1 protein-coding gene is annotated in these 556 nt (G+C 46.6%); it reads left to right on the top strand.

Annotated elements, in window-relative coordinates; translation table 11 throughout:
* Positions 1-175: 175 nt before the first annotated feature.
* Positions 176-556: IS110 family transposase (locus AVZ68_RS19475; protein WP_157404775.1), on the top strand; the 381-nt coding region annotated here is incomplete at its 3' end.

Below are 556 nucleotides of genomic sequence, written 5' to 3'. Positions count from 1 at the left end.
GTAGACATTTTATGTCCAAATCCACCTGCTTTAGCAGGTGGTCGTTTAAGTGTATTTCTAAAAGGAGCTATTCCTGTTAGAAGGTTTTCGGGGGATTGAAACAAAAAGAGCCCCTTGGTAGGATAGCGAGGTGTCAATGCATTGACCTCGAACTTAGATACCAAGGAGACTCGCTATGAATTCTACACAAAACCAAAAAATTAATCAAGTGACCCCGAACACCCTCGTTGTTGGCATCGACATTGCCAAGTATACACACTATGTGTGTTTCATGGATGACCGAGGGCGCGTGCTGAACAAGTCCTTTCCCATCAAGCAGTCCCAAGAAGGATTTGAGGCGCTGCTAGAGGCGATTCAAAAAGCTAGGAATGAGCTTGAGAAAACCGATGTCCTCTTGGGCATCGAGCCCACCGGTCATTACTGGTTGAATCTCGCTTCCTTTTTTGAGGACCATGGCTTGCCCCTGGTGATGACGAATCCGATGCATGTGAAACGCTCGAAAGAATTCGATGACAACTCGCAAACGAAAACCGATGCGAAAGACGCGCGAGTGATT

Origin of the sequence: Shouchella shacheensis (assembly GCF_001484965.1) — a bacterium.
Taxonomy (GTDB): Bacteria; Bacillota; Bacilli; order Bacillales; family Bacillaceae_D; genus Shouchella; species Shouchella shacheensis.
This window is presented reverse-complemented; position numbering and strand designations above follow the sequence as displayed.